This is a genomic window from Rhizobium acaciae (assembly GCF_025941625.1).
In the GTDB taxonomy this organism is placed as follows: Bacteria; Pseudomonadota; Alphaproteobacteria; order Rhizobiales; family Rhizobiaceae; genus Rhizobium; species Rhizobium acaciae.
In genome coordinates this window covers 29,000-51,813 of sequence record NZ_JAPCZO010000032.1, presented here as the reverse complement: position 1 = coordinate 51,813, position 22,814 = coordinate 29,000, and the positions used below count along the sequence as shown (strand labels likewise).

Sequence of the window (22,814 nt, the reverse complement as noted above, 5' to 3'; positions counted from 1 at the left end):
CATGGTTTGGGGAAAAAAATTTGGATCGGGGCTGGGCTTAGGCCGTCCAGACGATGTCGAGTTCTTCGCGGAAGGCGAAGCGCTTCAGATGATCGTCGATGACGTGCTGCATCCTTTCCTGTTGCGAGGGATCGGCAACGGACAGTGTCATGGTCAGTGCCGCATCGTCGGCCGCAAACGTCACCTCGGCCGTATCGCTGAACGGCACCCGGCCCTTCAGAGGATCGAATTCGACGTCGAATTTGTGGCTCCAGTGTTTGCAGAGCTGCTGCAGGTAGCGGCTCCCATGTTCGGTCTGCACGACGGCCTTCGAGAGATGCATTTCGAACTCCACGTCATTTTGTATAGCAGAGACATATTTCCTGCTTCACCGGCTTGGCAAGCGCAGCATCGTCGCAGCTCGGGTGTACAGATTGTCTTCATAAAAGCGGCCTGACGCCGGCGTCGAAGCAGGATAATCAACCGCTTTGGTCAATCGATTGCGGGAGTTGCGCATGCTGGTGAACGGAAAATGGACGGAAGACTGGCAGCCCGTGCAGGCAAAGGACGAAAAGGGCGGCTTCATCAGGCAGACCTCGAGTTTCCGCAACTGGGTCACCCCGGATGGTAGCGCCGGGCCGACGGGCGAAGGCAGCTTTGCAGCCAGCGCCGGCCGTTACCATCTCTATGTCGCCTATATCTGCCCCTGGGCCTCGCGCACCCTGATCGGCCGCAAGCTCAAGGGCCTGGAAGATATCATCTCGGTCTCGGTCGTCGAGCCGCTGCTGGGCAAGCAGGGCTGGCGCTTCGGGGATTATCCCGGCGCGACGGAGGATCACGTCAACGGCGTAACCTATATGCATGAAATCTATACAAGGGCAGCACCCGATTTCACCGGCCGGGCCACCGTGCCGGTTCTCTGGGACAAGCAGAAAGAGACCATCGTCAACAATGAATCCGCCGATATTCTGCGTATGCTGAACAGCGGCTTCGGCGGTCTGGCAAAAAATCCGATCGATCTTTACCCGGCGGAGAGGCGCACCGAGATCGATGCTTTCAACGATCGCATCTATCCTGATCTCAACAACGGTGTCTACAGAGCCGGTTTCGCCACCACGCAGATCGCCTACGAAGAAGCCTTTGCCGATGTCTTTGCCTGCCTCGACTGGGTCGAGCAGCAGTTCGAGGGCCGGTCTTTTCTCTTCGCCGATCATCCCACCGAGAGCGATATCCGGCTTTTTGCAACGCTGGTGCGCTTCGACGTCGCCTATCACGGCATCTTCAAATGCAATCTGCGCCGGCTTTCCGACTATGCCAATCTGCGCGCCTTCTGCCGCCGCATGCTGGATTGGCCGGGCATCGGTGAGACGGTGAACCTCGATCACATCAAGCGCGGCTACTATTCGATCGAAAGTCTTAATCCGACGAAGATCGTTCCCGTCGGCCCGGATCTGGTGGAAATTTTTAGAGCATGATGCCGGCAGGCACGGGCGGTTTTCGGCAGAAAATCATCCGAATCGCGGCAAAGCCGTACCGCTTCCCGGCAAAGCCGTAATGACACCGATGAATAATTCGTTCATAGGTGGCTGCAAATCCGTTTTCGTTGAGGAGGAAATTCCATGAAGCTGATGCGTGTTGGCGAAGCAGGCAGTGAAAAACCAGCACTTCTCGATGCCGATGGCAAGATCCGCGATCTCTCCGGTCATGTCGCCGATATCGGCGGTGAAGCGATCGGACCGGCAGGCCTTGCAAAGATAGCGACCATCGATCCGAAGAGCCTTCCGGAACTTGTCCCCGGCCGCATCGGCGCCTGCGTCGCGGGCACTGGCAAGTTCATCTGCATCGGCTTGAATTATTCGGATCACGCTGCCGAAACCGGTGCGACCGTGCCGCCCGAGCCGATCATCTTCATGAAAGCAACATCCGCAATCGTCGGACCGAACGACAATGTCATCATTCCGCGCGGTTCGGAAAAGACCGATTGGGAAGTCGAGCTCGGCGTCGTCATCGGCAAAACCGCCAAATATGTGACGGAAGCCGAAGCGCTGGATTATGTCGCCGGTTATTGCGTTTCCAATGACGTTTCCGAGCGCGCTTTCCAGACCGAGCGGTCCGGTCAGTGGACCAAGGGCAAATCCTGCGACACCTTTGGCCCGATCGGCCCCTGGCTCGTGACCAAGGATGAAATTGCCGAACCGCAGAACCTCGGCATGTGGCTGACGGTTAACGGCCAGAAGATGCAGAACGGCTCGTCGAAGACGATGGTTTACGGGGTTGCCTTCCTCGTCTCCTACCTCAGCCAGTTCATGTCGCTGCATCCCGGTGACGTGATCTCGACCGGCACGCCTCCGGGCGTCGGCATGGGCCTCAAGCCGCCGCGTTATCTCAAGGCCGGCGACGTGGTCGAACTCGGCATCGAAGGTCTCGGCACGCAGAAGCAGACCTTTGTAGCGGATCGTTAACGACGCTTCCTGTTGAGAAACTTAAGTTTTCAGGTCGATTATGATGCCGCAGGTCAATTCTGCGGCATTTGTTGTGTGGGTCTGGTTCGTCAATGTTGCTGTGCAACAAAAACCTGTTAGTCTGCGCGACGTGCCCGCGTTACGAAAAGAGTCGATGCCTCTCAATCGGTGTCATCTTTTCGATAGAGAAAGGTGGCGCCTTCCAATGTTTTATCAGCTTTATGAATTGAACCATGCCGCCATGGCGCCGTTTCGCGCCGCGGCCGATATCATGCGATTTGCCTATGCCAATCCGCTGAATCCGTTCTCCCACACGCCGTTCGGCCGGACGATGGCGGCAAGTCTCGAAATGTTCGAACGCACGACGCGCCGCTACGGGAAACCGGAATTCGGACTGAAGCAGACGACGATCGGTGACAAGACGGTGTCCGTCCGCGAAGAGGTCGTCTGGTCGCGACCCTTCTGCAATCTTCTGCATTTCGCCCGCAGTGTTCCAGCCGTCCGCGGCAATGATCCACGCATTCTGATCGTCGCGCCGATGTCCGGCCACTATGCCACGCTGCTGCGCGGCACGGTCGAGGCGCTGCTGCCGAGTGCCGATATCTACATCACCGACTGGATCGACGCCCGCATGGTGCCGATGACGGAAGGCACGTTCGATTTCGACGATTACGTCGACTACGTCATCGAGATGCTGCATTTCCTTGGTCACGATACGCATGTCGTCGCCGTCTGTCAGCCTTCCGTTCCGGTGCTGGCAGCCGCTGCCGTGATGGAAGAAGCCAGGGATCCGCTATCGCCGGCGTCGATGACGCTGATGGGCGGCCCGATCGATACGCGCATCAACCCGACGGCGGTCAACAAGCTCGCCCAGGAGCGGTCGCTGCAGTGGTTCTCCGACAATGTCATCATGAACGTGCCTTGGCCGCAGCCGGGCTTCATGCGCCCGGTCTACCCAGGGTTCCTGCAGCTTTCGGGCTTCATGTCGATGAATCTTGATCGCCACCTCGTCGCGCACAAGGAGTTCTTCATGCATCTCGTGAAGAACGACGGCGAGCCGGAAAGACATCGCGATTTCTACGACGAATATCTCGCCGTCATGGATCTGACCGCCGAATTCTATTTGCAGACGGTGGAGGAGGTCTTCATCAAGCATTCGCTGCCGAAGGGCGAACTGATGCATCGCGGTAAACGCGTCGATCCATCAGCAATTCGCAACGTGGCGCTGCTGACCGTCGAAGGTGAGAATGACGATATCTCAGGGGTCGGCCAGACAATGGCGGCGCAGACCATCTGCGTGAACATTCCCGAAGATATGCGCATGCATTATCTTCAGCCGGATGTCGGCCATTATGGTGTTTTCAACGGCTCGCGTTTCCGCCGCGAGATTGCGCCGCGCATCATCGATTTCGTCCGACAGCATTCCCGTTCCGCCATCAAGCCTCCGATTCCGCGTGTCATCAAGGGCGGCCGGGCGGGCTGAATCAGAGACAGCTGAATTAGCAAAACGGATTCAAGGCCTTATCCGATTTCGCGGGCAATCGTCTTGAAGGCGGTTATTGCGGTAACCACATCGATTTCAGCGTTCGGTATTCTGCCGGGCGCGGAAAGCGAGGGATACCCGCACGATGAACCAGTCAGCATTGCTTCGACCGGATTGGACTCCGGCTACCATTGCCCTGATGATTCTCGGCTTCATGGTTTTCTGGCCTCTGGGTCTTGCCATGCTTGCCTACATCATCTTCGGCGACCGTCTGCGCGGCTTCAAGCGTGACGTCAACCAGGCGACCGATGGCTTCTTTGCCTCCTGCCGCCGCCCGCATGGCCGTCACCGCCCGCATTTTTCGACCGGCAACGTCGCCTTCGACGACTGGCGCAAGACCGAACTCGACCGGATGGAGGAAGAGCGCCGCAAGCTTGACGAAATGCGCGAGGAATTCGACTCCTATCTGCGCGAGCTCCGCCGCGCCAAGGATCAGGAAGAGTTCGACCGCTTCATGCGTGACCGCAGGAACGCCAAGCGCGATGACAATGGCCCGGTCGCTGAATATCAGACGCCGTAAACGCCTGAACGATGAATTGATGACCGGCATCTCGCGATGCCGGTTTTTCCATGTCTGCCCTTCCGCCGATCATTTCGATTTGCCGGCGAATCGTATAGAAAACACGCATGTTCTCGCTTCTGAAAACAAGGTCGAAGGCGCGAAAGCCGGCTCCGCCCGAAATGCGGACGCTCGACGTGGCCGGCCGGCTCATGCCGCTGACGATCAAGCAGCATGACCGGGCGACACGCATCACGCTGCGCATCGAACCGGGTGGCCGCGCCTTGAAGATGACGGTGCCGAAAGGCCTTGCCGCGCGCGAGGTCAATGCCTTCCTCGATCGTCACCAGGGTTGGCTGCTCACCAAGCTTGCCAAGTTTTCGACCGATACCGGCCTGCGTGACGGCGGCGAAATTCTCCTTCGCGGCGTTTCCCATCGTATCCAGCATAGCGGTAGCTTGCGCGGGCTGACGGAGGCGGTGTCCATAGACGGCATCCCGGTGTTGCGCATCAGCGGCATGCCGGAGCATGTCGGACGGCGCATTGCGGCCTTTCTCAAGAAAGAGGCGCGTGCCGATCTCGCAAGACTGGCGACGATGCATGCCGCAACCATCCGGGCGCCGATCCGCTCGATCTCGATGAAGGATACCCGCAGCCGCTGGGGCTCCTGTTCGTCGGAGGGAAATCTGAGCTTTTCCTGGCGTATCGTCATGGCGCCGCCGTCGGTGATCGATTATCTCGCCGCCCATGAGGTCGCCCACCTCAAGGAAATGAACCACGGCCCGCACTTCTGGGCCCTCTGTCGTAAGCTTTGCCCCGGCATGGAGGAGGCGAAATCCTGGCTCAAGCGGCATGGCAGCCAGTTGCATGCCATCGATTTCGACTAGCGCATAACCTCGAAAATCGAATCGGTTTTTCGGAAAGGATTATGCGCAGATTTAAAGTGATAGCGCGTCCTTTGGACGTACGGCGCTCTGGCCGAGAGCCGTGCTAAATTCAGTGTCCGTCGCAAATTGGCTCGACTCTTTCCGCATTTCGTGTCACTTCGCTGCCATGAGACCGGATATCAAGATCTGTGGTTTGAAGACGCCTGAGGCTGTCGATCGCGCGCTGAAGCGCGGTGCGACCCATATCGGTTTTATCTTCTTCGAAAAGAGCCCGCGTTATATCGAGCCGGACCTAGCGGCAAAGCTGGCCGAACCTGCGCGTGGCAAGGCGAAAATCGTCGCTGTCGTCGTCGATCCGACCAATGACGAACTCGACGAGATCGTGTCGTTGTTGAAGCCGGATATGCTGCAGCTTCACGGCAACGAGAGCCCTGAACATGTGCTGACCATAAAAGCGCTCTATGGTCTGCCTGTGATGAAGGTCTTTTCGGTCCGCACGGCAGACGACCTGAAGCGCGTCGAGGCCTATATCGGCATCGCCGACCGTTTCCTCTTCGACGCCAAAGCGCCGAAGGGTTCGGAACTGCCTGGCGGCAACGGTATTTCCTTCGATTGGAGCCTTCTCAGCTGGCTTGACGGCAGCGTCGACTACATGCTTTCCGGCGGGCTGAACAAGGACAACGTCGCCGAGGCGCTTTTCATCACCAAGGCACCGGGTATCGACGTCTCCTCGGGAGTCGAAACTGCGCCTGGCGTGAAGAGCGTCGCGAAGATCGATGAATTTTTTGACGCGGTCGAAAAGGCGAATGCGCCGATCATGGCCTCAGGGAGTTGAGAGTGAACGAGACGCCTAAACCGAATTCCTTCCGTTCCGGCCCCGATGAAGATGGCCGTTTCGGCATTTATGGCGGTCGTTTCGTGGCCGAAACGCTGATGCCGCTGATACTCGACCTGCAGGACGAGTGGAACAGGGCAAAGAACGATCCGGCATTCCAGGCCGAATTGAAGCATCTCGGCGCCCATTATATCGGCCGCCCGAGCCCGCTCTATTTCGCCGAGCGGCTGACGGCCGAACTCGGCGGCGCGAAGATCTATTTCAAGCGCGAGGAGCTGAACCATACCGGCTCGCACAAGATCAACAATTGCATCGGCCAGATCCTGCTCGCCAAGCGCATGGGCAAGACCCGCATCATCGCCGAAACCGGTGCCGGGCAGCACGGCGTCGCCTCCGCGACCGTTGCCGCCCGCTTTGGCCTTCCCTGCGTCGTCTATATGGGTGCCACCGACGTCGAGCGTCAGGCACCGAATGTTTTCCGCATGAAGCTGCTCGGCGCGGAAGTAAAGCCGGTCACGGCAGGCAGCGGCACGCTGAAGGACGCCATGAACGAGGCGCTTCGCGACTGGGTCACCAATGTCGAGGATACCTATTACCTGATCGGAACGGCAGCCGGTCCGCATCCCTATCCGGAGATGGTCCGCGATTTCCAGTCGGTGATCGGCATCGAAGCGAAGGAGCAGATGCTGGCAGCCGAAGGCCGTCTTCCGGATCTGGTCATCGCTGCCGTCGGCGGCGGTTCGAACGCCATCGGCATTTTCCATCCTTTCCTGGATGATCCCTCTGTCAAGATCGTCGGCGTCGAAGCCGGCGGCAAGGGCCTGCAGGGCGACGAACATTGCGCCTCGATCACTGCCGGTTCGCCGGGCGTGCTACACGGCAACCGCACCTACCTGCTGCAGGACGGCGACGGTCAGATCAAGGAAGGCCATTCGATTTCGGCCGGTCTCGATTATCCCGGCATCGGCCCCGAACATTCCTGGCTGAACGATACCGGCCGTGTCGACTATGTGCCGATCATGGATCACGAAGCGCTTGAGGCTTTCCAGACCCTGACCCGCCTCGAAGGCATCATCCCGGCGCTCGAGCCCTCGCATGCGATTGCCGAGGTGATCAAACGCGCACCGACGATGGGCAAGGACGAGATCATCCTGATGAACCTCTCCGGCCGCGGCGACAAGGATATCTTCACCGTCGGCAAGATTCTGGGAATGGGACTGTAAGACATGACCGCACGCATGGACAAACGCTTTGCCGAGCTGAAGGCCGAGGGCCGTCCGGCGCTTGTGACCTATTTCATGGGCGGCGATCCTGACTACGACACCTCGCTCGGCATCATGAAGGCGCTGCCGGAGGCGGGCTCCGACATTATCGAGCTCGGTATGCCCTTTTCCGATCCGATGGCCGACGGCCCGGCGATCCAGCTGGCCGGCCAGCGCGCGCTGAAAGGCGGCCAGACGCTGAAGAAGACGCTGCAACTGGCGGCCGATTTCCGCAAGACCAATGATGCGACGCCGATCGTGATGATGGGTTACTACAACCCGATCTATATTTACGGCGTCGAGAAATTCCTCGACGACGCGCTCTTAGCCGGCATCGACGGCCTGATCGTTGTCGACCTGCCGCCCGAGATGGATGACGAACTCTGCATTCCGGCCATCCGCAAAGGCATCAATTTCATCCGCCTGGCGACGCCGACGACGGATGAGAAGCGCCTGCCGAAGGTCCTGAAGAACACTTCGGGCTTCGTCTACTACGTCTCGATGAACGGCATCACCGGTTCGGCGCTGCCCGATCCGTCGCTGGTGTCCGGCGCGGTCGAGCGCATCAAGCAGCACACCAGCCTGCCCGTCTGTGTCGGCTTCGGCGTCAAGACGGCGGAACACGCAAAGGTCATCGGCGGTTCGGCCGACGGCGTCGTCGTCGGCACCGCGATCGTCAATCAGGTCGCGACCAGCTTGACGCATGACGGAAAGGCAACAGCGGACACCGTTCAGGCCGTTGCCACGCTGGTGCGCGGCCTTTCCACGGGAACACGTTCGGCGCGCCTTGTTGCTGCCGAATAGTTTGCGCACACTGGAAAAAATTTATCAGGAGTATTCGAGTTGAACTGGATCACCAACTACGTTCGCCCGCGGATCAATTCCATGCTGGGCCGTCGCGAAGTGCCGGAGAACCTCTGGATCAAGTGCCCGGAAACGGGCGAGATGGTCTTCCACAAGGACCTGGAAGGCAACAAATGGGTCATTCCGGCGTCCGGTTATCACATGAAGATGCCGGCCAAGGCGCGCCTGGCCGATCTTTTCGACAATGGCGAGTTCGAATCGCTGCCGCAGCCGAAGGTCGCGCAGGACCCGCTGAAGTTCCGCGATTCGAAGAAATATAGCGATCGCTTGCGCGACAGCCGCCTGAAGACCGAACAGGAGGATACGATCCTCGCCGGTGTCGGAAAGGTGCAGGGACTGAAACTGGTGGCCGTTGTGCACGAATTCAACTTTATCGGCGGTTCGCTCGGCATGGCCGCCGGCGAGGCGATCGTCAAGGCTTTCGAGCGCGCGACGGCTGAAAAGTGCCCTCTGGTGATGTTCCCCGCTTCCGGCGGTGCGCGCATGCAGGAAGGCATCCTGTCGCTGATGCAGCTGCCGCGCACGACGGTTGCCGTCGACATGCTGAAAGAATCCGGCCAGCCCTATATCGTCGTGCTGACCAATCCGACGACCGGTGGCGTCACGGCCTCCTATGCCATGCTTGGCGATATTCATCTGGCCGAGCCCGGCGCCGAAATCGGCTTTGCCGGCAAGCGAGTGATCGAACAGACTCTGCGTGAAAAACTGCCCGAAGGCTTCCAGACCGCCGAATACCTGCTGGAACATGGTATGGTCGATATGGTCGTCAAACGTCACGATATTCCGGAAACGCTGGCGCGCCTCTTGAAGATCCTGACGAAGAAGCCGGTATCGGCGGCAAACGACATGAACGGCGGCGCGATCGCTCTGGCGGCGAGCGCCTGATAACCGACAAGCAGGCGGGGTGCCGAATTGATACCCAGAGGCCAAACCGCGGTGAGCGAGGCAGCACAGGAGATCGACAAGCTCATGGGATTGCATCCCAAGGGTTTTGATCTGTCTCTCGATCGCATCACCCGTCTTCTCGATGTGCTCGGCAATCCGCACAGGAAACTGCCGCCCGTGATCCATGTCGCCGGCACCAATGGCAAGGGGTCGGTCACCGCCTTTTGCCGCGCCCTGCTCGAAGCCGGTGGCTACAGCGCTCACGTCCACACCTCGCCGCATCTCGTCAATTGGCACGAGCGGTACCGCATTGGCGTCAAAGGCGGACGCGGACAGCTTGTGGATGACGCCGTCTTTGCCGAGGCCGTGCGTCGCGTGGCCGATGCCAATGCAGGACAGCACATTACCGTCTTCGAAATCCTGACGGCGGTCACCTTCATCCTGTTTTCCGAACATCCGGCCGATGCCGCGATCATCGAAGTCGGTCTCGGCGGCCGGTTCGACGCGACCAATGTCATTTCCGATCCGGCTGTCTCGGTCATCATGCCGATTTCGCTGGATCACCAGCCCTATCTCGGCGACAGGGTCGAGCTGATCGCGGCCGAAAAGGCCGGTATCATGAAGCCGGGATTTCCCGTTGTCATCGGTCATCAGGAATATGACGCAGCACTCGACGTGCTGATGTCGACGGCTGAGCGGCTGCATTGCCCGAGCGCCGTCTTCGGCCAAGACTTTATGGCGCATGAGGAATATGGCCGGCTCGTCTACCAGGACGAATTCGGTCTTGCCGACCTGCCGCTGCCGCGCCTCCCCGGCCGGCATCAATATGCCAATGCCGCCGCCGCCATTCGTGCCGTCAAGGCAGCGGGTTTCACCGTTACCGAGACAATGATGGAAAAGGCGATGAGTTCGGTCGAATGGCCGGGCCGGCTGCAGCGTCTGAGCGAGGGCCGGCTGCTGTCGCATGCGCCCGCCGGCGCCGAGATCTGGATCGATGGCGGGCATAATCCCGGTGCCGGCGAAGTGATCGCCGAAGCCATGGCCAATTTCGAGGAGCGCCAGTCTCGGCCGCTTTTCCTGATTATCGGCATGATCAACACCAAGGATCCGGTCGGTTATTTCAAGGCCTTTGCCGGTCTGGTCGAGAAGGTTTTCTGCGTGCCGATCCGCGGCAGCGAAGCGATGATCGACCCGGTGATATTGTCGAATGCCGCTTATGATGCCGGTTTGGTTGCCGAACCGATGTCGACCGTCGGCGATGCGCTGGAAGCGATAAAAGCCGTCGCCGATCCGGAGGCATTGCCGCCGCGCATCCTGGTCGGCGGCTCTCTCTATCTCGTCGGCGACGTGCTCGCCGACAACGGCACGCCCCCGAAATGAAGGCTGCGAAATGAAAAAGCCCGGTCGAGCCGGGCTTTTTCGTCAATGTGATATAAATTCGTCGATATCAATCAGGCAGCGCTCGAAATCCAGTTCGAAAGAGCCGTCTTCGGCTTTGCGCCGACCGAGATATCGGCAACTTCGCCGCCCTTGAAGATTGCAAGGGTCGGAATGGAGCGCACACCAAACTGTGCGGCGAGTTCCGGATTCTCATCGATATTCAGCTTGGCGACCTTGACCTTGCCTTCCATCTCGACGGCGATTTCTTCGAGGCTCGGAGCAATCATCTTGCACGGGCCGCACCATTCGGCCCAGAAATCGACGACGACGGGTTCTGCGGATTCCAGAACTTCCGACTGGAAGTTATTGATATCGACTTTCACGGTAGCCATGGGCTGCTCCTTTAACGGAATTGGGTGTTGAACCACATGTGATGGTGCGGTGCCGAATTTTCAATGTCCGGTATTTCACTTTGTCTTGACCGCTGCAAGCGCCAAACCGAGCGCCTTTTCGCTCAGCGTGTAGAGCGAAGCGTTCTCGGTATAGACAAGCATGCAATCGATACGCCTATCAGGATAGAGCGGCGCCAGGATCTCGCGATAGATCGCAAGCTGTGCCCGGTGCGCGAAGGGGATAGCTTCTTCTGTTGCCGGCGGCACCCGATTGGTCTTGTAGTCGAGAATGACGACGCGATCGGCAAGGACGGCAAGCCGGTCGATACGGCCGGAGACAGCATAGCGTCGGTCTTCGAGCGTCAATGTTCCCATGATCGAGACCTCTGGCTGGGCCTGCGCACCGAGGACGGCCTGCAGACCTTCCTCGTCCAATAGTTTCAGAACCGAATCGACAAGCTTGCGCCGTTCGCCTTCCGGCCAGAATCGCGCCGCCCTTTCGGCATAGCGGCTCGCCGCATCAGGCCGTTCGCCAAGTGGAATTTCGGGAAGCGCCTGCAGCATGCGATGGATCAGCCTGCCTTTCTCCAGCGAACGATCACTGCGCTGCTTTTCGCCGAACAGCGGCGAGACGACCAGCAGACCGCCCTCGTCTTCATCGATGATCGTCCCGGCGCCGGAAGGGCTGAGCGGCCGAGGCAGCTCAGCCTGCGGCGGCAATGGCCGCAACAGGCCGTCCGGCAGGGTCTCCTCGCTGTCGCGCTCTTCCTTGCGATCGATACGCTCGAAGCTTCGTTCCACCTGTGGCACCCGCCATCTGATGCCTGGCCATTCCCCATCGGGACCGGAGAATGTGGTCGCCTCCACATGCGGATGGTCGTCGCGCAGTGCCGTCGAAATCATCATATGCCAGGTGTCGTTATTCACACGCACGCCACGATAGCCGCAGACGATCAGCCGGTCGGCGGCACGCGTCATGGCGACATAGAGCAACCGACGATATTCTTCCTCCGCCAGCATCTGGATACGCGCGGCATCATCCTGGGTCATCGAATTGGCGAGATCGGAGACAGGAACCCAGACGGGCATCGGCGGCTCGTCGGGGCCGGTCTCGATCAGGCGAAGCTTTGGCAGATGGGTATGGGTGAAGGCCTTCGAACCGCCGTCGACGAGAAAAACGATCGGTGCCTCAAGGCCCTTGGAGGCATGCACCGTCATGATCCGCACCTCGTTGCGCCCCTTGTCCTGCTCGCGCTTCATCACGGGGGCTTCGAGCTCCAGCGTCGAGATGAAGGATTGCAGCCCGGGAAGGCCGGAGCTCTCATGGTCGAGCGTGAAGGTCAGGAATTCGTCGAGGATATCGCTGACCTCGGTGCCGAGACGGGCAAGGAATTGCCGCCGCCCGCCATAGCTACCCAGCACGCGTGCATAGAAATCGTGAACCGACAGGCTCCTGGACTGCCGGAGAAATAGCTCCAGCCTCTCGACGGCAGCGCGGAAACGTTCGGTGCCGTCGGCGGCGAAGCTTCGGAGATGGCTCCAGAAGCTTTCATTGTCGCCGCGCAACGCGGCGATCGCAAAGATGTCGTCCTCGGAGAGATCGAAAAGCGGGCTCTTGAGCACGGCGGCGAGCGAAAGATCGTCTTCCGGCAGAAGCAGGAAACGGCCGAGCGCCAGCAGATCCTGCACGGCGATATGGCTGGTCAGCACCAGCCTGTCCGCGCCGGCGACGGGAACATCGCCGCGGCGCTTCAACGCCCGCGTCAACGCATTGACGAAGGCGTCGCGCTTGCGCACCAGCACCAGAATGTCGCCGGCCTCGATCAGGCGCTCCTTGCCTTTGTCGACGATCGTTTCGCGGCCGACAAGCGTGCCGATCGAATGGGCGATCCGCCGCGCGAGGATTGCGGCCGGCGCGCTTTCCGGCGTCGCGTCGAAGGGCGCCGTCCAGTCCTCCTCCTTCACCACCGCTTCCGGCGCAATCATCTCCCAGAGATCGACGGCGCCGGGATGTCCGATGCGGCTGGAACGATGCACGACCGGTTCGCCGAGCGCGCTGAGGCCGCGCGCGTTTTCGGGCGCCTTGAAAATGTGGTCGACCGCCTCGAGCACGTCGGCAGTCGAGCGGAACGACAGCGGCAGCCGCACGGAGGAAAAACTCTGCCCGCTATCGGAAACGCGCCGCCGCGTCCGGTCGCTCTCCTCGGAAAAACGCTCGGGCCGCGCCCCCTGGAAGGAATAGATCGACTGCTTTTCATCGCCGACGGCAAACAGCGTGCGCACCATCGGCCGGGCGCTTTCGCCGGAGAAGAAATCTTCGGCGAGCGACTGGATGACGCTCCACTGGATCGGGCTGGTATCCTGCGCCTCGTCGACGAGGATATGATCGATGCCGCGATCGAGCTTGTAGTGGATCCAGGGGCCGACGCCACTTTTTGTCAGCAGGTCGGCGGTGCGGGTGATCAGATCCTCGAAGTCGAGCTGGCTGCGCTGCTTCTTCAACTCCTCATAGTCGTGATTCAGCCGATCGGCGAGCACGAGCGCTGCATGCGTGGCGCCGTACATCCGCATCAGTTTCAGTCGGTCGCGGCTTGCTGCGACATGCGCGCGGGCAATGGCGATGGCCTCCGCCAGCTGCGGTGCCTCGGCAAGCATGGCCTTGACGAAGAATTGCGAGTCCGCCTTGGGCTCGCCCTTCACGGTCAGAAAGATTTTTTCGAGGATCTCAGCGCGCCTTGCGTCATCGCGCTCCCGCCCGGCAAGCCTGAGGCCATAGGCAACCTCCTGCGCCTTCGCACCGCCCTTCTGGTCGGCAAGCGAGAGATAAAGCTCCAGCGCGCTGCCTGAAAGCTCCGGCAAAGGCCAATATTGCGCTGCGATCCTGTCTTCCGTGTCGCCGATGGCAAGGCCGAGCCTTTTGCGCAGGACCTTCTCCACACCGCCCTGCTGTTCGGCCGTCGCCGTAAAACGACGAATGGCGTTGCGGTTGGCGACGATGTCGCCGAGCAGGTTCTCCAGCCCGGATTCGTCGCCGAGATTGAGCACGTAGGCGAATGCCTCGGCAAGGGCGCTGTCTTCGTCAGGCGCCGTTGCCGTCAGCAGCGCCCGGCGCGCATCGGAAAGCAGCGCCACCGCCGCGCGATCGTCGAGAACCGAGAAATGCCCGGCAACGTTGGCTTCCAGCGGGAACTGATGCAGCAGTGCCTCGCAAAAGGCATGGATCGTCTGGATCTTCAGTCCGCCGGGTGTCTCCAGCGCCTTGGCAAACAGCCGGCGTGCCTCGGCAAGCTTCAGTCCGTCGGGAGCCGTGCCTTCGATCTGTGTGATGCGCCGGCCGAGGTCCTCATCGTCAAGCACCACCCATTCCGCCAGCCGTTCGAAGACGCGGTTCGACATTTCCGACGCCGCAGCCTTGGTATAGGTGAGGCATAAAATGGCGGAAGGCCGCGCGCCTGATAGCAGCAGCCGGATGACGCGCTGTGTCAGCACATGCGTCTTGCCGGAACCGGCATTGGCCGAGACCCATGCTGAACGCAGCGGATCGGAGGCAATCGCCTGCTGGATCGTCGTCCACCCGATCCAGGCGCCCGGATCGTCATCGTTGGGAAGGGCGGTCACATCACTCATCGCCGCCCTCTTCGGTTTCGGCCGTCGACCATTCGGAGACGCGGGCGAGATGATCATAGTCGCCGCCGAAATCGAATTGCTGGGCCGGGATCAGCCGCGAGGTAAAGCCTCTTTCGCTGGATTGCAGCAACCCCACGAATTTGACCAGCTGGTCGATCGATTCGGCGGCCAGATCCATCGCCGATTTCGCCTTGTCGCTGCGGGCCGAGCTCTCGTTGTTGACGGTATCGACTTGAAAGCGGCTTCCCGGACGCAGACGCACATAGAGAAGGTCCTGCGGCACGAGGCTGCCGGCATCGCGAAAAGCGCCGGCGCTCAACGCCGCCGCTTCGAGTGCCAGCTGCGGATCGAGAAGCACGCGTGCCTGCGCCGGCGAGGGATTGTAGCCAGTCTTGTAGTCGATGATGTCGGCCGAGTGTGGTCCTGTTATGTCGATCCGGTCTGCGACGCCGGTGAGCCGGATATTGATCGGCTCCAGCTCCATGCCGCCCCGAACCTCCGTCAGCGTTTTCAGGATGCCATGCCGCCGTCCGGCCTCCCATTCGAGGAAGGCGCGGGCCACCGCGCGAAAACGCGGCCGCCACACGGCATCGATATGCGGTGGCAGTTTTTCCATGTCGAAAAGCTCGGAAAGGACGTGTTCCATCGCCGCTGCCGCATCCGGCGTGCCGGCGATATGGGCTTCGCGGATGAACCGGTCGATGATCTTGTGGTAGAGCGTTCCGCGTTCGGCCGCACCCGGATCGCGATTGAACGGGTCGACGGGGTCGAGCCGCAGGATGCGACGGGCATAGATGGCATAGGGATCTCGGCGCAGCCGGCCGACTTCGCTGAAGGAATAGGATTTCGGCTGCAGCGCCAGCGGCGGTTTAGGCGAGGGTCGCTGCGCCGGCGCTTGGGCCTCGCCTCGATCGATGAGAGCGGCCCATTGGAGAAACCGATCACCGCGAGCCCTCAATTCCGCTTCGAACGCCTCTCCGCCGAGCGCCAGCAGTCGCTGCAGCCAACGCGAGGCAACGGTTGGCGTCGAGCCCTGGCGCAGCGCGCGCGAATAGATCAGATGGCGTGTGCCGTTTGCCATCTCGAAATCATGTGCCAGCTGGCCGATGCGCCGCTCCGGCGGCTCGAGGCCGATTTCCGTCTTCATCATTCGCGGAATGAAGGGATTGTTGGCGGTCTGTCCCGGCCAAGTGCCTTCGTTCAGGCCGCCGAGGATCAACGTATCGACGCTCTGCAGGCGGGCTTCCAACGTGCCGAAGATGAAGAGGCGGGGATGGCTGAGCGCCCGTGGCTTCACCGCATGACCGGCGGCAAGGGCTGCCATGATGTCGATCCATTGCGGTCCGTCGGCCTCCATCTGGCCGTCCGTGTCGATCACTTCACCGAGCAGGGCGGCGAGGGCATCTCCCGCTTCGTTCGACCAGAGATCAGCGAGATTGCCTTGCGGATCGACTGCGACCGCTTCAAGCGAACGGCCGGTGCGCTCCGCCCATTCGGACAATGTGAAGCGCGCGGTTCTTCCACGATCTTCCGGCCGATGCCGCATCAGCGCCGAAGCCAGCGGCTCGGTCGCTTGTGCGACCCGGCGGGCAAGGTCGTATGCGGCGTCGGCGGCCTCAGGCGAAAGCGCTTTTCGCCATTGCGGTGCGTGCCTGTCCAGGGCCTGTTCGGCAAGTTGGTGCGTGAGCAGCGGTTCCAGCGTGCTGATATCCACCTCTGCCACGCCGCCGCGCAGTGCCAGCAGCTCGAGCGCCTCGGTAGCGGAAATCAATGCACCGCGCTCCAGGCCGAAGCGGGCAAGCGGATGTTTGAGCAGCGAGACGATCCCCACCGGATCGCCCGGCCGCAGCGCTGCTTCCAGCAGCAATTGCAGCAAGGTGCCCTGCGGCATGGCCGAAAGCGGTGTGCCCGCCGAATCGTCGGCGAGAATGCCGAAGCGGGAAAGCTCGGCCATCACCCGCCGCGCGAGATTGCGGTCCGGAGTGATGAGTGCTGCCCGGCTCTCGCTGTCCTGTCCCGGTCTTTCCAGCGCCAGCCGGAGCGCGATGGCAATCGCGGTTGCTTCCTCGCGCTCATTGGCGGCTTCAATCAGCGAGACATCAGAGAAGGCCGAAGACAGCGCGCCTGCCGGCAGGTCGTTTTTCCAAGCTCCCCAGTCGCTGGTCGCCTCCGCCGGGGCAAGTGCCCGCGACAGGATTTCGGCACGCCGCTCAAGATCGGCCTCCGGTCTGTCGAGGAGCGTGACGTCGGCCCGCGTCAGCTTCAGCCGCTTGAGCAGAGACGACAGACCATATTGCGGATGGCTCCGGCTTGCCGGATTGGCATGTTGGCCTGGCGCCGGTTCTGGCGCGACCATCTGCCAGTGCTTCTCGGGCATGGAGAGATCGAGGCCCGGAAGCACGATCACGCCTTCCGGCAGATGGGCGACGGCGGCAATGAGATCGGCGGTGGCGGGAACGGAACCCGTCGAACCGGCGATGATGATCGGCCCGGCGGGTTTCGTTGCCGAAAGCCGGCTTGCTTCGGCTCGGAGAATGGCGTTTCTGTGCCGCGCCAGCGAGGATTTGCCGAGTTCGGACAGCCGCTCCGGCCAGAAGGCGCTGGCGATCTGCAGGAATTCCGCCGTCAACTGCCACCAGGCGGCATAATCGCCGGTATCGAGTTTCGACAGCTCCGACCAATCGAGATCCTCGGTCTCGATGGAATCGATCAGCTCGGCAAGATTGCGGGCGAGCCAGATCGCATCCGCCGGACTTGCGGGCGCAACCAGCGGCGAGTCCGAGTGAATGTGGCGGACGATCTCCGGCAGCTTGTTTCGCCAGGCGAGGATCAGACGCGCAAGCTCCAGCAGACGGGCGGTATTCGACAGCGGCTGGGCGAGATCGATCGTTGCCGGCAGCGCCTCGTCGAAATAGCCGCTATCGTCATCGGTTTCGCCGAGCGGACGGATGACGGGGAGAATCGCCGAGTGGCCGCCGAGCAGGTCGACGAATTCGGACCGTAGCACACGCACGGCGCGCCGGGTCGGCAGGTAGATCGTTACTTTGGCAAGCGATAGCGGATCATCGGTGTCGTGCCGGAAAATCGGCGTCAATCGGCCGTCGCAAAGTGTCGTCGCCAGCGTTTTCAGGAAGGAGAGGCCTGCCGGGATCGTCAGGATGCGTGGCTGGTGCCGCTCCGCCATGGCTTACGCAAACGTCCGTAATCGCCGGATCGTTTCCTCCGCCTCGCCGATCGCCTCAGGCGTTCCGACCGTTAGCCAGTGGCCTTCGAGCACGATGCCGAAAAGCCGTCCGCGCGCGATCGCCTTGTCGAAATAGATATTGAGGTTGAAAGCATCCTTCGGTGCATCGTCGAGCAACGACGGGTTCATGACGATCGCTCCGGCATAGACGACGGGATTGGACGGATCGTCACGATAACGCGTCAGCCGGCCATCGGTTGCGAGGCTGAAGTCGTTCTTGCCGTTGTGACCCGTCGTATCCTCGATCGCAACACAAAGCAGCGCCATATCCATGCGTTCGGCATCGAAGAATCCGGCTAAGCGTTGTAGATTCGTCGGCCGCCCCGGCTGTTCGCCGATCCAGAAGAGATCGGCATTCATGACGAAGATATTGTCGCGGGTAAGCAGCCTCAGTCCCTTCGCCAAGCCGCCGCCGGAATTCATCAGTGCGTCCCGCTCGTCGGATATGACGATGTCGAGGCCGTGATAATTGCCGAGATGGTCGAGCATCTGGTCGGCGTGGTGGTGAACGTTGACGACGGCGCGTTCGATGCCGGCCGCCGCCAGCGAATCCAGCGCGTAGTCGATCATCGGCTTGCCGTCGATCTTCACCAGCGGCTTCGGGATCTTATCGGTGATCGGGCGCATGCGGGTTCCGAGACCCGCGGCCAGTACCATGGCTTGTCTGATGGTCATTTTGATCCGGAACTTATGATTCGCTCTGGCCTATTCCAGCCCTTGCGCACCAATCGCGCAAGGGGGCAAGCGTTTCATGCTCAAGCGCAACGTTCAGATAGGTGAGCGTGCGCGGCATATGTTTCAGATAGCCCGGCTTGCCGTCGCGCTGCAACAGGCGCACCCAGAGGCCGGCAAGCTTGCAATTGCGCTGGGCAGACATGATCGCCCAGGTCTTCATAAATCCGGCTTCGTCGAAACCGCGCTCCGCGCGACGAAGCGTCAGATAATCATCCATCAGCTGCCGGAAGAGGTCCGGCTCGATCGTCACGCGCGCATCCTGGACGATCGAGGCAAGGTCATAAGCCGTGGGGCCGATCATGGCGTCCTGGAAATCGATGAGGCCGATCTTGCGAATACCGCTTTCATGTTCGCGCCAGATGATGTTCGGCGAATGGAAGTCGCGCAGCAGCAGGTTCTTCTCGGCCGTTGCGAGCTCATCGATGAGCGCGTCCCAGATCGCCAGATATTCCGCCCGTTCGGCTTCCGTTGCGGCTGCGCCCTGACGCTTCCAGGGTAGGTGCCAGTCGAGCACCAGCCGCACCTCCATCTTCATCGCCGTGCGGTCGAAATCAGGAATATGGTGGATATGGCCCTTTCCAACGGGGATGTCCTGCGGAAATTTCAGGGCGTGCAGCCTGGCCAGGCAGGCAACGCTTTCGCGATAGCGTTCTATAACCGGCTGCCCGTGGGCATCCAGCACGCCTTCGTTGCCGAGATCTTCGATCAGCAGGATACCCTTGTTATAATCCACCTTGTAGACTTCGGGCGCCGCAAAACCGTCCTTGCGCAGCGTATCGGCGATCGCCACGAAGGGATAAGCGTTTTCGGCAAGATGCGCGACTTTGGGATAGGGTTTGCCGTCGAGAACCGGCGGACCTTCAGCAAGCGGCGGCCAGTCCATCAGGATGATGCGTTGGTTCCCGGCTTGCGGATAGATCGCCTCATAGGCGCGCAGCGAGGCATCACCGGTCAGGAATCGGCGTTTCGCTGCGGGGTATCCGGCGGCATCAAGGAAATCGCGGATCGCCAGCACGCGGCGGATGCGTGTATTCTGCGCGCCAGCGGCTTCGATCGTTGCCCGACGGCCATTGACCTCATGTTCAAGTGTCAGCGCGATGCGCTCCGCGGGCAATTCGCTCCCCGCCATCTCCGGCCATTCGACGAGACAGATGCCGTTCTGCAGGGCCTCGTCGAAGCCAAGCTCCGTCAGTTCGGCCGGATCGCCGAGCCGGTAGAGATCGAAATGCGAAACGGCGATGCGCAGATCGTAGGATTGCACCAACGTGAAGGTCGGGCTCGGGACCTCGAGCCCCTCGTCATCGGCGATGGCGCGCAGGATCGCCCGGGCGAGCGAGGATTTCCCCGCGCCGAGATCGCCGGAAAGGGCAAGGCAATCGCCGGCTTTCAGCGCCAGCGCCAGGTCTTCACCGAGGCGGATGGTGGCCGCCTCGTCTTTCAGGAAAAGCGAGATCGCATCATTGGTCGTCATTCGGCGGCGGCGGAATGCGGGACATCGACCGAGGGGATGCGGCAGACGACGGTCGTGCCCTTGCCGGGCTCGCTGTCGATCGTCACATCGCCATGATGCAGACTGACGAAACTGTCGACGATCGAGAGGCCGAGGCCGGCGCCGCCGCGTTTGCCGCTTTTCGCTCCCGTGGCAAAACGGTCGAAGACGGTCGCGATCATGTCAGGCGAGATGCCGGGGCCGCGATCGCTGACGGCGAAGACGAAATCCGTGCCTTCGCGATGGCATTCCAGCGAGATCGAGGTGCCTTCGGGCGAGAAATTCGCCGCATTGGACAGAAGCTTCAGAAGGATCTGCTTCAGCCGCTGCGGATCTGCAACGATCGAGCCGAGATAGGCGGGTGCGGTGATTTCAAGCGCGACACCGCTTTCGTGGAGGCGGTCGGCGATCTGCATCGAGACGTCGTCGAGCAGATCGTTGAGATCGATATCCGCATAATTGAGACGCATGATGCCGGCATCGACGGTCGCAAGATCGAGAATATCGTTGACGAGCGTCAACAGAACCGAGGACGAGGTCGAAATGTGGTCGATATATTCGGCCTGCCGTTCGGTAAGCGGCCCGACGCCCGGCGTGCGCAGGAGATCGGTGAAGCCGATGATGTTGGTCAGTGGCGAACGCAGTTCATAGGAAACGTGCTGGACAAAGTCGTTTTTCAGCTCGTCGGCCTTGCGCAACGCTTCGTTCTTCTCGGTCAGCGCGCGCTCGGCACGCACGCTGTCCGTCATGTTGACGAAGGTCAGCATGGTCTGCGCGTTCGGCAGCGGGATGACGGCATAGTCGAGCACCAGGCCGGAGAAGAGTTCCAGCGTTCCCTGGCCCGAGCGGCGTTCGTCGTCGAAGCTGGTGATCAGTTCCGCGAATGTCTTCCAGCCGTCCGGCCGATCATAAGACGGGGCGCAGGCCTCGCCCAGCGCACGGATATGGGTGCCGGGCTTGGCTTCGGTTTCGGTGATCCCCCAGAGCGCGCGGAAGGCGGGGTTGGAAAGGCGGATGCGTCCATCAGGACCGAACACCGCCACACCCTCCGAAAGATGGTCGATCGTTTCGCCCTGCACCTTGACCAGCGTGTTGTAGCGCGTTTCGAGATCGACCTGCTCAGTCAGGTTTTCGAATACCCAGGTGGCGCCGCCCTGCGGATGGGCGGTTGCAAAGACCCGCAGCGTCTGCCCGTTCGGCAGGTGCCAGAGATCGGATTGCGTGTCGAGCGCGCGATAGACGGAAAGCGCGGCTTCCTTCCAGCTTTTCCAGTTGAGCTGGTCCGGCAGCTTCTTGGCCGCCCGCAGCCGCTCGAGCAGCTCGCTATTATCAGGCCGGCCTTCGAGGAAGGCGATATCCAGTTCCCAGAGCGCAACGAAGGCCTGGTTGTAGAATTGCAGCCGGCGGTCGCCGTCGAAGATGGCAACCGGCGTGGCGAGATGGTCGAGCGTTTCGGCATGGCTCTTCAGCGTCCGTTCCAGCTCGGCGCGCACTGCCTCTATGTCGGACACATCGATGGCGATGCCGGCCGAGCCGCCGGGAACCCTGACGTCGACGACGTCGAAGAATGTGCGGTTGCCGTGCACGACCGTCGAGATCTTGTCGTGGAAGGGCGATTCCGGCGTCGTCGTGGCGCGAATGCGTTCGCGCGCGACGGTCGTCAACATCTCGCGGCCTTCATTGATCGCCTGCTGCGGCGATCGCGCCTCGACCGCCTCGCCATAAGCCTGGTTGACCCAGGTGAGGCGGCCCACCGGATCGCGCTGCCAGGCCGGCATGTCGATCGCGTCGAGCATGGTCTGGAAGGCGGAGATCGAGGTCATCAGCCGGTCGCGTTCGATCCTGAGCTCTGCGAGTTCGGCGCGCAGATTGTTGAGCGCCACGAAACGGACGAAGGCGCGCCCGCCGGAAACCCGGCCCTGCGCCTCGAGGATTTCGTCGCGGATGGTTTCGACCACCATGTCGAAGCTCTGCGCCTCGTCGCGCAGCCGGTCGATCGCCTTTTCCAGCTCGGAAGCCGAACGTGACTTCAGCCACAGGCCGAAGGCCAGGAATTCGCCGTCCTGCGGCGCGCCGGTCTCGGGCGGAAGCTGGCCGAGCAGTTCGGGGCGTGCATTGCCGTCCCAGATGACGATCCGCCGGTTCTTGTCGGCGATCAGAGCTTGGTATTGCGAAATGCGCTGCTGGGCATCGGAGAGCGCCGAGCGGATTTCCCGGCTCTCGTTTTCCAGGTTGCCGCGCTGGCGCACGAGCCACAGCGTCGACAGCAGGGCTGCCGATATGACGCCGATGACGACGGAAACACCGACGACCTGCGAGGATGTGAAGAGGTGGGCCGTGGCCGCCGCCTGCTGCTCGGCCTGTGCCAGAGCCGGGCGCGCGAGAGCGGCAAGCGCCGTGCCGGCCGCGCAGCTTTTCAGGAAGCGCGCCAATGGTCCGTGCTCTTGCTTTACGGCCTCGTGTGCCGTTGCAGATTGATATCCTTGGCCTGCCATGAGCGGGCGGCGATCGGCGCGAACGCCATCATCCGCCTGACTGGGCAGGCTGCTTTTCATTTCCGACATCCGCGGTATGTCTCCGTCCTTCAATGTGCCGCATTACGACAAGACATCCCATTTTCGCAGCGGTCGGACAGGGTCCGGCGCCACGAATCAAGTCTTAAAACAATACTTCGGAAGGGAATCGGCGGGAAGGGAGCGTCCAAAAAATAAGCCGCGGCATTTGTCAATGC

At 61.3% G+C, this 22,814-nt stretch carries 17 protein-coding genes; 10 read left to right on the top strand and 7 right to left on the bottom strand.

Features of this window, described 5'->3' with window-relative positions:
• Positions 1-37 precede the first annotated feature (37 nt).
• On the bottom strand, positions 38-322 hold the full coding sequence (locus OLZ32_RS34420) for a DUF2218 domain-containing protein (protein ID WP_003544100.1): 285 nt from the start codon (positions 320-322) through the stop codon (positions 38-40).
• 172 nt (positions 323-494) lie between these two features.
• Here OLZ32_RS34420 and OLZ32_RS34415 point away from each other — a divergent pair, with 172 nt between their 5' ends.
• The 10 genes from OLZ32_RS34415 to OLZ32_RS34370 all read left to right on the top strand — a co-directional run bounded on the left by OLZ32_RS34415 (position 495) and on the right by OLZ32_RS34370 (position 10,596).
• Positions 495-1,454: a glutathione S-transferase family protein gene (locus tag OLZ32_RS34415; RefSeq protein WP_264424770.1), complete on the top strand. Its 960-nt coding sequence runs from the start codon at positions 495-497 to the stop codon at positions 1,452-1,454.
• A 144-nt stretch (positions 1,455-1,598) separates the two neighbouring features.
• Positions 1,599-2,441: a fumarylacetoacetate hydrolase family protein gene (locus tag OLZ32_RS34410; protein WP_003544106.1), complete on the top strand. Its 843-nt coding sequence runs from the start codon at positions 1,599-1,601 to the stop codon at positions 2,439-2,441.
• 205 nt (positions 2,442-2,646) lie between these two features.
• Positions 2,647-3,924 carry a polyhydroxyalkanoate depolymerase gene (locus OLZ32_RS34405; RefSeq protein WP_003544107.1) on the top strand — a complete coding sequence of 426 codons (1,278 nt, stop codon included), beginning with the start codon at positions 2,647-2,649 and terminating at the stop codon, positions 3,922-3,924.
• A 145-nt stretch (positions 3,925-4,069) separates the two neighbouring features.
• Positions 4,070-4,504 (top strand): DUF2852 domain-containing protein, encoded by a 435-nt coding sequence (locus tag OLZ32_RS34400; RefSeq protein WP_003544108.1) that lies wholly within the window; start codon positions 4,070-4,072, stop codon positions 4,502-4,504.
• A 107-nt stretch (positions 4,505-4,611) separates the two neighbouring features.
• Positions 4,612-5,370, top strand: a complete 759-nt coding sequence (locus tag OLZ32_RS34395; RefSeq protein ID WP_264424769.1) for a M48 family metallopeptidase — start codon at positions 4,612-4,614, stop codon at positions 5,368-5,370.
• A gap of 166 nt (positions 5,371-5,536) precedes the next feature.
• Positions 5,537-6,205, top strand: coding sequence for a phosphoribosylanthranilate isomerase (locus tag OLZ32_RS34390; RefSeq protein ID WP_003544113.1), 669 nt, complete (start codon positions 5,537-5,539; stop codon positions 6,203-6,205).
• A 2-nt stretch (positions 6,206-6,207) separates the two neighbouring features.
• The gene (gene trpB / locus OLZ32_RS34385) at positions 6,208-7,428 is read left to right on the top strand and encodes a tryptophan synthase subunit beta (protein ID WP_003544114.1); all 1,221 of its coding nucleotides are present in this window, start codon (positions 6,208-6,210) and stop codon (positions 7,426-7,428) included.
• A 3-nt stretch (positions 7,429-7,431) separates the two neighbouring features.
• Entirely contained in the window at positions 7,432-8,271 is an 840-nt protein-coding gene (gene trpA, locus OLZ32_RS34380) for a tryptophan synthase subunit alpha (protein ID WP_003544115.1), read from the top strand.
• A 39-nt stretch (positions 8,272-8,310) separates the two neighbouring features.
• Positions 8,311-9,216, top strand: a complete 906-nt coding sequence (gene accD / locus OLZ32_RS34375; protein WP_003544116.1) for an acetyl-CoA carboxylase, carboxyltransferase subunit beta — start codon at positions 8,311-8,313, stop codon at positions 9,214-9,216.
• A gap of 27 nt (positions 9,217-9,243) precedes the next feature.
• Positions 9,244-10,596, top strand: a complete 1,353-nt coding sequence (locus tag OLZ32_RS34370) for a bifunctional folylpolyglutamate synthase/dihydrofolate synthase (RefSeq protein ID WP_011649853.1) — start codon at positions 9,244-9,246, stop codon at positions 10,594-10,596.
• A gap of 71 nt (positions 10,597-10,667) precedes the next feature.
• Here OLZ32_RS34370 and trxA read toward each other — a convergent pair whose 3' ends face one another.
• The 6 genes from trxA to OLZ32_RS34340 all read right to left on the bottom strand — a co-directional run bounded on the left by trxA (position 10,668) and on the right by OLZ32_RS34340 (position 22,647).
• Positions 10,668-10,988 (bottom strand): thioredoxin, encoded by a 321-nt coding sequence (gene trxA / locus OLZ32_RS34365; RefSeq protein WP_003544118.1) that lies wholly within the window; start codon positions 10,986-10,988, stop codon positions 10,668-10,670.
• Positions 10,989-11,063: 75 nt separating this feature from the next.
• Positions 11,064-14,615, bottom strand: a complete 3,552-nt coding sequence (addA, locus tag OLZ32_RS34360; protein WP_264424767.1) for a double-strand break repair helicase AddA — start codon at positions 14,613-14,615, stop codon at positions 11,064-11,066.
• Positions 14,608-17,799 (bottom strand): double-strand break repair protein AddB, encoded by a 3,192-nt coding sequence (addB, locus tag OLZ32_RS34355; protein ID WP_264424766.1) that lies wholly within the window; start codon positions 17,797-17,799, stop codon positions 14,608-14,610. The genes addA and addB overlap by 8 nt, the downstream gene beginning before the upstream one ends.
• A 3-nt stretch (positions 17,800-17,802) precedes the next feature.
• Complete coding sequence (locus tag OLZ32_RS34350; protein ID WP_003544121.1) at positions 17,803-18,534, bottom strand: nucleotidyltransferase family protein; 732 nt, start codon at positions 18,532-18,534, stop codon at positions 17,803-17,805.
• Between the two features lie 13 nt (positions 18,535-18,547).
• Positions 18,548-20,065: a tRNA (adenosine(37)-N6)-threonylcarbamoyltransferase complex ATPase subunit type 1 TsaE gene (tsaE, locus tag OLZ32_RS34345; protein ID WP_264424765.1), complete on the bottom strand. Its 1,518-nt coding sequence runs from the start codon at positions 20,063-20,065 to the stop codon at positions 18,548-18,550.
• Entirely contained in the window at positions 20,062-22,647 is a 2,586-nt protein-coding gene (locus OLZ32_RS34340; RefSeq protein WP_017989879.1) for a sensor histidine kinase, read from the bottom strand. Before OLZ32_RS34340 ends, tsaE begins: the two co-directional genes overlap by 4 nt.
• Positions 22,648-22,814: the final 167 nt, after the last annotated feature.

Excerpts from the sequence above, each read along its gene's own strand:
- OLZ32_RS34420 (WP_003544100.1), bottom strand. The coding sequence starts at position 322 with ATGCATCTCTCGAAGGCCGTCGTGCAGACCGAACATGGGAGCCGCTAC.
- OLZ32_RS34415 (WP_264424770.1), top strand. The coding sequence starts at position 495 with ATGCTGGTGAACGGAAAATGGACGGAAGACTGGCAGCCCGTGCAGGCA.
- OLZ32_RS34410 (WP_003544106.1), top strand. The coding sequence starts at position 1,599 with ATGAAGCTGATGCGTGTTGGCGAAGCAGGCAGTGAAAAACCAGCACTT.
- OLZ32_RS34405 (WP_003544107.1), top strand. The coding sequence starts at position 2,647 with ATGTTTTATCAGCTTTATGAATTGAACCATGCCGCCATGGCGCCGTTT.
- OLZ32_RS34400 (WP_003544108.1), top strand. The coding sequence starts at position 4,070 with ATGAACCAGTCAGCATTGCTTCGACCGGATTGGACTCCGGCTACCATT.
- OLZ32_RS34395 (WP_264424769.1), top strand. The coding sequence starts at position 4,612 with ATGTTCTCGCTTCTGAAAACAAGGTCGAAGGCGCGAAAGCCGGCTCCG.
- OLZ32_RS34390 (WP_003544113.1), top strand. The coding sequence starts at position 5,537 with ATGAGACCGGATATCAAGATCTGTGGTTTGAAGACGCCTGAGGCTGTC.
- trpA (WP_003544115.1), top strand. The coding sequence starts at position 7,432 with ATGACCGCACGCATGGACAAACGCTTTGCCGAGCTGAAGGCCGAGGGC.
- trxA (WP_003544118.1), bottom strand. The coding sequence starts at position 10,988 with ATGGCTACCGTGAAAGTCGATATCAATAACTTCCAGTCGGAAGTTCTG.
- addA (WP_264424767.1), bottom strand. The coding sequence starts at position 14,615 with ATGAGTGATGTGACCGCCCTTCCCAACGATGACGATCCGGGCGCCTGG.
- addB (WP_264424766.1), bottom strand. The coding sequence starts at position 17,799 with ATGGCGGAGCGGCACCAGCCACGCATCCTGACGATCCCGGCAGGCCTC.
- OLZ32_RS34350 (WP_003544121.1), bottom strand. The coding sequence starts at position 18,534 with ATGACCATCAGACAAGCCATGGTACTGGCCGCGGGTCTCGGAACCCGC.
- tsaE (WP_264424765.1), bottom strand. The coding sequence starts at position 20,065 with ATGACGACCAATGATGCGATCTCGCTTTTCCTGAAAGACGAGGCGGCC.
- OLZ32_RS34340 (WP_017989879.1), bottom strand. The coding sequence starts at position 22,647 with ATGTCGGAAATGAAAAGCAGCCTGCCCAGTCAGGCGGATGATGGCGTT.